Origin of the sequence: Sphingomonas sp. CCH9-F2, from assembly GCF_001556735.1 — a bacterium.
Taxonomy (GTDB): Bacteria; Pseudomonadota; Alphaproteobacteria; order Sphingomonadales; family Sphingomonadaceae; genus Sphingomonas; species Sphingomonas ginsenosidimutans.
On record NZ_LSJO01000128.1, the window covers coordinates 1 to 8,662 of the forward strand.

10 protein-coding genes are annotated in these 8,662 nt (G+C 69.9%); 2 read left to right on the top strand and 8 right to left on the bottom strand.

From position 1 onward, the window contains the following. The coding region (locus tag AX685_RS03915; protein ID WP_156445654.1) for a helix-turn-helix domain-containing protein at positions 1-232 on the bottom strand (232 nt) is incomplete at its 3' end. Between the two features lie 160 nt (positions 233-392). After that, the gene (gene ptsP / locus AX685_RS03920; protein ID WP_066485643.1) at positions 393-2,663 is read right to left on the bottom strand and encodes a phosphoenolpyruvate--protein phosphotransferase; all 2,271 of its coding nucleotides are present in this window, start codon (positions 2,661-2,663) and stop codon (positions 393-395) included. A 122-nt stretch (positions 2,664-2,785) separates the two neighbouring features. Here ptsP and AX685_RS03925 point away from each other — a divergent pair, with 122 nt between their 5' ends. Then, positions 2,786-3,241, top strand: coding sequence for a TM2 domain-containing protein (locus tag AX685_RS03925; RefSeq protein WP_066485645.1), 456 nt, complete (start codon positions 2,786-2,788; stop codon positions 3,239-3,241). A gap of 10 nt (positions 3,242-3,251) precedes the next feature. Here AX685_RS03925 and AX685_RS03930 read toward each other — a convergent pair whose 3' ends face one another. From AX685_RS03930 to AX685_RS03955, 6 genes are all read right to left on the bottom strand, one after another. Continuing rightward, positions 3,252-3,707: a hypothetical protein gene (locus tag AX685_RS03930; RefSeq protein WP_066485646.1), complete on the bottom strand. Its 456-nt coding sequence runs from the start codon at positions 3,705-3,707 to the stop codon at positions 3,252-3,254. Between the two features lie 245 nt (positions 3,708-3,952). Further along, positions 3,953-4,300, bottom strand: coding sequence for a DUF3060 domain-containing protein (locus AX685_RS03935; protein ID WP_066485649.1), 348 nt, complete (start codon positions 4,298-4,300; stop codon positions 3,953-3,955). A gap of 51 nt (positions 4,301-4,351) precedes the next feature. After that, entirely contained in the window at positions 4,352-5,398 is a 1,047-nt protein-coding gene (ruvB, locus tag AX685_RS03940) for a Holliday junction branch migration DNA helicase RuvB (protein WP_066485653.1), read from the bottom strand. A 54-nt stretch (positions 5,399-5,452) separates the two neighbouring features. Beyond that, positions 5,453-6,049 carry a Holliday junction branch migration protein RuvA gene (gene ruvA / locus AX685_RS03945; protein WP_066485655.1) on the bottom strand — a complete coding sequence of 199 codons (597 nt, stop codon included), beginning with the start codon at positions 6,047-6,049 and terminating at the stop codon, positions 5,453-5,455. Further along, positions 6,046-6,552 carry a crossover junction endodeoxyribonuclease RuvC gene (ruvC, locus tag AX685_RS03950; RefSeq protein ID WP_066485657.1) on the bottom strand — a complete coding sequence of 169 codons (507 nt, stop codon included), beginning with the start codon at positions 6,550-6,552 and terminating at the stop codon, positions 6,046-6,048. Before ruvC ends, ruvA begins: the two co-directional genes overlap by 4 nt. A 293-nt stretch (positions 6,553-6,845) precedes the next feature. Continuing rightward, the gene (locus AX685_RS03955; RefSeq protein WP_066485659.1) at positions 6,846-7,589 is read right to left on the bottom strand and encodes a YebC/PmpR family DNA-binding transcriptional regulator; all 744 of its coding nucleotides are present in this window, start codon (positions 7,587-7,589) and stop codon (positions 6,846-6,848) included. Between the two features lie 125 nt (positions 7,590-7,714). On the opposite strand from AX685_RS03955, the gene AX685_RS03960 reads away from it, so the two are divergent. Then, on the top strand, positions 7,715-8,662 hold a 948-nt coding region (locus tag AX685_RS03960; protein WP_156445655.1), incomplete at its 3' end, for an ATP-binding protein.

Sequence of the window (8,662 nt, forward strand, 5' to 3'; positions counted from 1 at the left end):
GGTCCAGCCCGACCGCGCGGGCATAAGCGCGCGCGAAGCCGGAGGCATAGGTGGGCGACGGCAACAGATCGAGCCGGTCGTTCTCCAGCGCTTCCAGGAACCGCTGCGTCACGCGGGTGCGGGCGGCGACTTCCGCCACCGACAAGCCCTGCGCCTCGCGCGCGGCGCGCAGCCGGGCACCGATCGTGCCCGGCGCCGCTGCCGCCTGTGCGGGATGCTCACCATCGCTCATTATCGTCTCCGACCCCCGCGCCATCCCCGTTTGCTCGCGGAGAAAGCGTTCGTCTCCCAAAGCGTCCCTTGGGTGTCAACCGATCCCCGTCGTGCGCCCCGGCTCGCTTTGTCGCAAAGCCGCCCCGGTCACCCGCTTTCGCGCGGGCGCAGCTTCACCGTCAGGCCAGCTCGACACCCTGCGCCGCCGCCCAGCCGGCCAGCGCGCCGCGCATGTCGGCGGGCGGATGCGCCAGCAATTCGCCGACGAAGCCGACCAGCGGGGTGTGGTCCAGCGAACGGATCATCGCCTTGATCGGTCCCACCGCCGCCGGGGTGATCGACAGCCGGTCGATCCCCAGCCCGATCAGCGCCATCGCCTCCAGCGGGCGCCCGCCCATCTCGCCGCACACGCCCAGCGGCACGCCCGCCGCGCGCGCCGGCTCCGCCACCGCCTTCAGGAACCGCAGGATCGACGGAGACAGCCAGTCGTAGCGTTCCGCCAGCTTCGGATTGGCGCGATCGGCGGCGAACAGGAACTGCGTCAGGTCGTTGGTGCCGATCGACAGGAAATCGACCTTGGGCAGCAGCAGGTCGAGCTGATAGGCGAGCGCCGGTACTTCCAGCATCGCGCCATAGCGGATCTCCAGCGGCATCCGCTTACCGCGCCCGGACAGGAACACGCGCTGCGCCTCGAACAGGTCGCGCGCCTGGTCGAACTCCCACGCCTCCGACACCATCGGGAACATCACGTTCAGCGTGCGCCCCGCCGCCGCCTCCAGCAGCGCGCGCGCCTGCGCCTTCATCAATCCGTCGCGCTCCAGCGCCAGCCGCAGCGCGCGCCAGCCCATCGCCGGATTCTCCTCGTCGGCATCGACGCTGGTCAGGTACGGCAACGCCTTGTCCCCGCCGATGTCGACGGTGCGGAAGATCACCGGCCGCGGCCCCGCAGCGTCCAGCACTTCGCGGTACAAGCGCTGCTGGCGCTCGCGCTGCGGCAGCGTGGCCGACACCAGGAACTGGAATTCGGTGCGGAACAGCCCGATCCCGTCCGCGCCGGTGACGTCCAGCGCGGCGACGTCGTCGCGCAGCCCGGCATTCACCATCACCGTCACGCGATGGCCGTCCTTCGTCTCCGGCGCGACATCGCGCAGCGCGGCATAGGCGGCCTTGCGCTTCTGCCGCGCGGCCAGCTTGGCGTCGAATGCCTCCTCCATCGCGGCGGAAGGGCGCACCGTCAGCGTCCCCTCCGTCACGTCCAGCAGCAACAGGTCGCCTTCCGCGATCAGCCGGCGCACGTCGCGCACCCGGCCCAGCACCGGCACTCCCATCGCACGCGCCACGATCGTCACGTGCGCGGTCAGCGACCCTTCCTCCAGCACCACGCCCTTCAACCGGCGGCGGTCATATTCCAGCAGCTCCGCCGGCCCCAGGTTGCGCGCGATCAGGATCGTGTCCTGGCGCAGGCCAAGCTGCGCCGCGGTGCCCATCTGGCCGCTGACGATGCGCAGCAGCCGGTTGGACAGATCCTCTAGATCGTGCATCCGGTCGGCCAGCAGCGGGTCGTCGATCTCGCGCATCCGCTGGCGCGTGCGCTGCTGGACGCGCTCGATCGCCGCCTCGGCGGTCAGCCCGCTGTCGATCGCCTCGTTGATTCGCCGCGCCCAGCCTTCGTCGTAAGCGAACATCTTGTAGGTGGCGATCACCTCCTGATGTTCGTCGCCGACGCCGAATTCCGCTTCCCGCGCGATGCGGTCGATCTGTTCGCGCATCTTGTCGAACGCGGCATAGACGCGGTGGCGCTCCGCCTCGGTATCCTCCGCGACGGTATGTTCGATGTGGATGCGCGGCTGGTGGAACACCGCACATCCCGCGGCCATGCCGTCGACCAGCTTCTGCCCGGCGATCCGCGTCGGCGCGGTCGACTGCGGCCGGTCCTTCGGCCCGCCCTGGTCGATCAGCCCGGCATTGGCGATCAGTTCGGACAGCACCATCGCCACCGTCTGCAACGCCTCGATCTCGACATCCTCGTATCGGCGCGGGTCGGCGTGCTGCACCGCCAGCACCCCCACCGCGCGCTCGCGCCGGATGATCGGGACGCCGGCGAAGCTGTGGAACCGGTCCTCGCCCGTCTCCGGCTTGTACGCGAAATCGGGGTGGCTGGCGGCTTCGTCCAGGTTCAGCACCTCGCCGTTCGCCGCGATCGTGCCGACCAGCCCCTCGCCCAGCGCCAGCTTGGTGACGTGCACCGCCTGCGGGTCCAGCCCGCGCGTGGCGTACAGTTCCAGCACGCCCTCGCGCAGCAGGTAGATCGAGCACACCTCGCTATCCAGCGCCTCGCCGATGATCTCCACCACGGAATTCAGCTTGGCCTGCGCGTTCGATCGCGCGGCCATCACGTCGTGCAGGTTGACCAGGATTTCACGGGCGGAACGGGCGGCTGACACGGGCATGGTCCACGGCTAACAGACGCGGGGCTTGGGTGCCACGCAGCATTTTCACCGCGGCGCCGCGTTGCGTTCCGCGGCGGCGATGCCAACATGGCGCGGCAGACGAAAGGCGGGAAGGGACGGGAATGCGCGGGCAGGTTCTGGGGGTGGATGTTCGGACCGGGCACGGCCTGCTGGCCGGCGACGACGGGCGCCGCTACACCTTCCTGCCGGAGGATTGGGCGCCCGCCGGCGAACCCGCGATCGGCCAGACGGTGGATTTCGAAACCAGCGACACCCGCGCGCTCAACGTCTTCCCGCTGCCGGCCGTCCCGGCACCGGCGGTCGCGCCGGCGCCCCCCGCGCTGCCGGTCGGCGATCGCAACAAATATGTCGCGGCGGTGCTCGCCTTCTTCCTCGGCACCTTGGGTATCCATCGCTTCTATCTGGGCCGCAACGGATCGGGTGTGGCCATGCTGCTGCTCAGCCTCTCGATGCTCGGCCTGATCCTGACCGGGCCGTGGGCGTTGATCGACACGATCCGCTACCTGATGATGTCCGACCAGGAATTTGCCGCGCGCTACGCCCGCCATCCGCGCTGACGCCCGCCGCTCACTCGACACGGACGTCGACGGTGAAGCGGCGGACATAGCCGTCCGACGTCGCATTCTGGAAGACCATCCGGTCGCGGCCGTGGAAATCCGCGGCGGGGGTGTAGAACACCTGCTTGCCTGGCACCGCCTTGCGGTCGCACGCGACGCGCGGATTGGGCGGCAGGTAATTGGGGAAGGTCGGCGCATCGACGATGTCGAGCTGCCCGTGCCGCGGCGAATCGATCACGCTCGACGTGATCGTGCCCGACGGCGTGCAATCGGGATTGAGCAGCACCGCCGACCACAAGCGGATCTTCTGCCCCGCCATCGTCTCCTTGGACAGCCTGATCGCCTGGACACCCTGCGGCGGCGCCGATGGCACGCGCTGGACGATATAGGTCTGCGCCAGCGCACCCTGCGCGGCGATCGCGATCGAAACCACGGCAGCGATCGAACATACAATGCGCATCGACATCACCTCATCGTAGACGTGAAGCCGATATCATGGCTGCGCGCGAACAAGAATATCCGCGGCAAACCTTACCGATATTTCATGCGCGGCGATGAAATCTCCGTGAAGAAACTGAGATTACTTCGTCACTTCGGTCGATATATTGCAACTCTCGTCGGGCGGAAAGAACGTCCCGTCTCGCGAGGTCCACCGGTCCGAACGGGTCAACGGCGTCGGGAACGCCCGGGCACGGAGCATCGTCTCCCGCGCTACCGCATCCGCCGGATCACATTGCCCGCCCCGGCGCTGCTGATCCGCGGGCGCGCATTGCCCGGCGCGCGCCACGTCACGCGGTTGCCCGCCCCGCGCACGCGGATCGCGGCATCGGCGGTCAGGTCGACGGTGACGATGTTGCTCGCGCCCTCGATCACCAGCAGGCGGCACGGCCCCTGCACGGCGATGCGGTTGCTCGCCCCGGTGATATGCGCCTCGCCATCCTCGCAGGTCATCGGCATCTCGGCGCCCGCGCCCTCGTGCACCGCCTGCGCGGCCGCCGCGCCGCCCGTCGCCAGCAACACCGACGCCGCCACGGCACCCAGTCCCGTCATCACGCGCATGTCTCTCTCCCGCCAGTGATGCGGATCAAACCGCGCCGGCGGGGCAAGGGTTCACCCTTCGTCGACCGTATCGAACAGTCCGTCCTGCGATCCCGCCGGCGGGTTCAGCCCCAGGTGCTTCCACCCGCCCGCGTTCAGCACGCGCCCGCGCGCGGTGCGCGCGACCAGCCCCAGCTGGATCAGATACGGCTCGATCACTTCCTCGATGGTGTCGCGCGGTTCGGACAGGCCGGCGGCCAGCGTCTCCACCCCCACCGGCCCGCCGCGATAGATATCGGCGATCATCGTCAGGTAGCGGCGGTCCATCGCGTCCAGCCCCAGCCGGTCGACCTCCAGCCGGTCGAGCGCGCGGTCGGCGATCGTCGCATCCACCACCGCGGCGCCCGCCACCGCCGCGAAGTCGCGCACCCGGCGCAGCAGCCGCCCGGCGATCCGCGGGGTGCCGCGCGAGCGGCGCGCGATCTCGGTCGCGCCGTCGCGCGCGATGCCCATGTCCAGCAGCCCGGCGGCGCGCGTCACCACCCGCTCCAGTTCGTCGACGGTGTAGAATTGCAGCCGGATCGGGATGCCGAAGCGGTCGCGCAGCGGCGTCGTCAGCAGCCCCTGCCGCGTCGTCGCGCCCACCAATGTGAAGCGCGGCAAATCGATGCGCACGCTGCGTGCCGACGGCCCCTCGCCGATCATCAGGTCCAGCGCGCGATCCTCCATCGCGGGGTACAGCACCTCCTCGACCGCAGGCTGCAACCGGTGGATCTCGTCGATGAACAGGACGTCGCCGTCCTCCAGATTGGTCAGCAGCGCCGCCAGATCGCCCGACTTGGCGATCACCGGGCCGGACGTGGCGCGGAAACCGACGCCCATCTCACGTGCGACGATCTGCGCCAGCGTGGTCTTGCCCAGCCCCGGCGGCCCGAAGAACAGCACATGGTCCAGCGCATCGCCGCGCGCGCGCGCCGCCTGGATGAACACGCGCAGATTCTCGCGCGCCGCCTTCTGCCCGACGAATTCGTCCAGATGCCGCGGGCGCAGCGCCGCATCCACGTCCTCCGGGCGGCGGGCGGGCGTTATCAGCCGGTCGGGATCGTCGTCGTCGGTCACGGTTCGTTCCGTAGCGTGCGGCGCGGCGCGATCAAAGCCCCTGCCTCACCGCGATCACTTCGCCGCCTTGCGCAGCGCGAGGCGCACCAGCGCGTCCAGCGTGGCGCCCGCGCCCAGCTCTTCTTCCGCCGCCGCCACCGCCGCCGCCGCCTCGGGCGCGCGGAACCCCAGGTTGAGCAGCGCCGACACCGCATCCGCCCCCGCGCCGGCCGGCACCACCTGCGCCGCCGCTGCGGGGCCGATCGCGACCCCGCCGACCTTGTCCTTCAGCTCGCGCACGATCCGTTCGGCCAGCTTGGGGCCGACGCCGTTGGCGCGCGCGACGGTCGCCTTGTCCTGCGCCATCACCGCGCGCGCCAGGTCGTTCGGCTCCAGCGCCGACAGGATCGCCAGCGCCACCCGCGCGCCGACGCCCTGCACGCCGGTCAGCAGCCGGAACCAGTCGCGCTCGCCCGCGCTGGCGAAGCCGACCAGCCGGATGAAATCCTCGCCCACCAGCATCTCGGTGAACAGCGTCGCCGCCTCCCCCACCGGGCCGATCGCCGCCAGCGTGCGGCTCGACGCGCCGACCAGATAGCCGACGCCGCCGACGTCGATCACCGCATGGTCGATCCCGGTCGACTCGAGCCGGCCCTTCAGATGCGCGATCATATGTCCGTCCTCACCCGCCGCATCATGCCCTGCGCGCTCGCCACGTGATGCGCATGGCAGATCGCGACCGCGAGCGCATCCGCCGCGTCCGGCCCGGCCAGCTTCGCGCCCGGCAGCAGCACCGCCATCATCGCCTGGATCTGCCGCTTCTCCGCGCCGCCCGTGCCGACCACCGCCTTCTTGACGGTCGAGGGATGATATTCGCCGACCGCCAGCCCCGCCGACGCCGAAGCCAGCAGGACGACCCCGCGCGCCTGCCCCAGCTTCAGCGTCGACTGCGCATTGGTGTTGCCCAGCACCTCCTCCACCGCCGCGCCATCGGGCCGTTCGGCACGGATCACGTCGACCAGCGCGGCATAGAGGTTCGCCAGCCGCCGCGGCAGCGCGGCGGACGGATCGGTGCGGATCTGTCCGTTGGCGACATGGCTCAGCCGGTTGCCCTCGGCGCGGATCACGCCCCAGCCGGTGGTGCCAAGCCCGGGATCGAGGCCGAGGATGATCATGAGGATAGCACGCGACGTTGCGGCGGCGTCGGGAAGAAGGAGTGTTCGCGCAGCGGCGCAGAGACGCAGAGGGCATCCGTTCGCAGCGCGTCTCGCGCGTCAGCGCACCGTCTGCGCCCTGTCCTGCCGGTAAAAAAGCCGCGTCGCGGCATGAACGACCTCTCTGCGCCTCCGCGTCTCCGCGCGAACAAACCACGCGACCTTCCCGCCTGTCGCGACGCCGCATGGGGCCTCCCGCCTCAACCCCTCCCCCGAAGGGGAGGGGCTTTCGTCGCCTCACCCCAGCTTTGCCATCACCCCAACTTCTCCATGACGGCGTCGGACACTTCGTAATTGCCCCACACCGTCTGAACGTCGTCGTCGTCGTCCAGCGCGTCGATCAGCTTGAACAGCGTCGAGGCGTCGTCCTCCGCCACCTCGACCATCGTCTGCGGGCGCCACGCCAGCTTCGCACCCTCGGCTTCGCCCAGCACCGGTTCCAGCGCCTTGGCGACTTCGTGCAGCGCGCCCTGTTCGGTCCAGATCTCGTGGCCGTCCTCGCTGGAGGTGACGTCCTCGGCGCCCGCTTCCAGCGCCGCCTCGAACACCTTCTCGGCATCGCCCGCGCTCGCCGGATAGGTGATGAGGCCCATGCGGTCGAACCCGTGGCTGACCGAACCGGACGCACCGAGGTTGCCGCCGTTCTTCGACACCGCGGTGCGCACGTTGGTGGCGGTGCGGTTGCGGTTGTCGGTCAGCGCCTCGATGATCAGCGACACGCCGCCGGGGCCGAACCCCTCGTAGCGGATCTCCTCGTAATTCTCGCCGTCGCCGCGCGATGCCTTGTCGATCGACCGCTGGATATTGTCCTTGGGCATCGACTGCGCCTTGGCCGCGGCGATCGCGGCGCGCAGGCGCGGGTTCATGTCGGGATCGGGCAGGCCCATCTTGGCCGCGACGGTGATTTCGCGCGACAGCTTGGAAAACATGCTCGAACGCTTCTTATCCTGCGCGCCCTTGCGGTGCATGATGTTCTTGAATTTCGAATGGCCTGCCATGACTGCCTCTACCGGGGAATCGGGGGGCTTTATCGCGCGGCGGCGCGGGATGCCATAGCCGGGGGGCGCGAACCCAAAACCGCGCTTGCCCCGACTCCCCCCGATCAGGCAAAGGCGGCGGCACAATGACAGTCAGCGTGGACATGGGCACCGATACGTCGGGCGCGCCCGTGACGATGGATCTCGAAGAACTGCTCGCCACCCGTCTGCTCGTCCAGGGCAATTCCGGGTCCGGCAAGTCGCACCTGCTGCGCCGCCTTCTCGAACGCTCCGCCGGGCAGGTACAGCAGGTGGTGATCGACCCGGAGGGCGATTTCGTCACGTTGTCCGACCGCTACGGCCATGTCGTGATCGAGGGCGCGGATTATGCCGAGCGCGAGATCGCGCGCATCGCCGCGCGGCTGCGCGAACATCGCGCCAGCGTGGTGCTGAGCCTTGAGGGGCTGGAGGCGGAAGGGCAGATGCGCTGCGCCGCCGGCTTCCTCAACGCGCTGTTCGATGCGCCGCGCGAACATTGGTATCCCGCGCTGGTGGTGGTGGACGAAGCGCAATTGTTCGCCCCCACCACCGGCGGAGAAGTGGCGGAGGAGGTGCGCCGCGCGTCGCTGTCGGCGATGACCAACCTGATGTGCCGCGGGCGCAAGCGCGGCCTTGCCGGCGTCATCGCGACCCAGCGGCTGGCGAAGCTCGCGAAGAACGTCGCGGCGGAGGCGTCGAACTTCCTGATGGGGCGCACCTTCCTCGACATCGACATGGCGCGCGCTGCCGACCTGCTCGGCATGGAGCGGCGACAGGCGGACGTGATCCGCGACCTGGCGCGCGGCACCTTCCTGGCGCTCGGCCCCGCGGTGTCGCGCCGGCCGATCACCGTGCGCATCGGCGCGGTGGAAACGCAGGCGCGCAGCGGCAGTCCCAAGCTGGTGCCGCTGCCCAGCGCCGATGCGGTCGACGTGCAGGCACTGCTCGACATGACGCCGGAGGCGGCGCCGACGCTGCCGCTGGCGTTCGATCCGCGCCCGCGCCGCGTCCCCGAACAGGAATTGATCGCCGATATCGCCGCGCCCGCTTCCCCC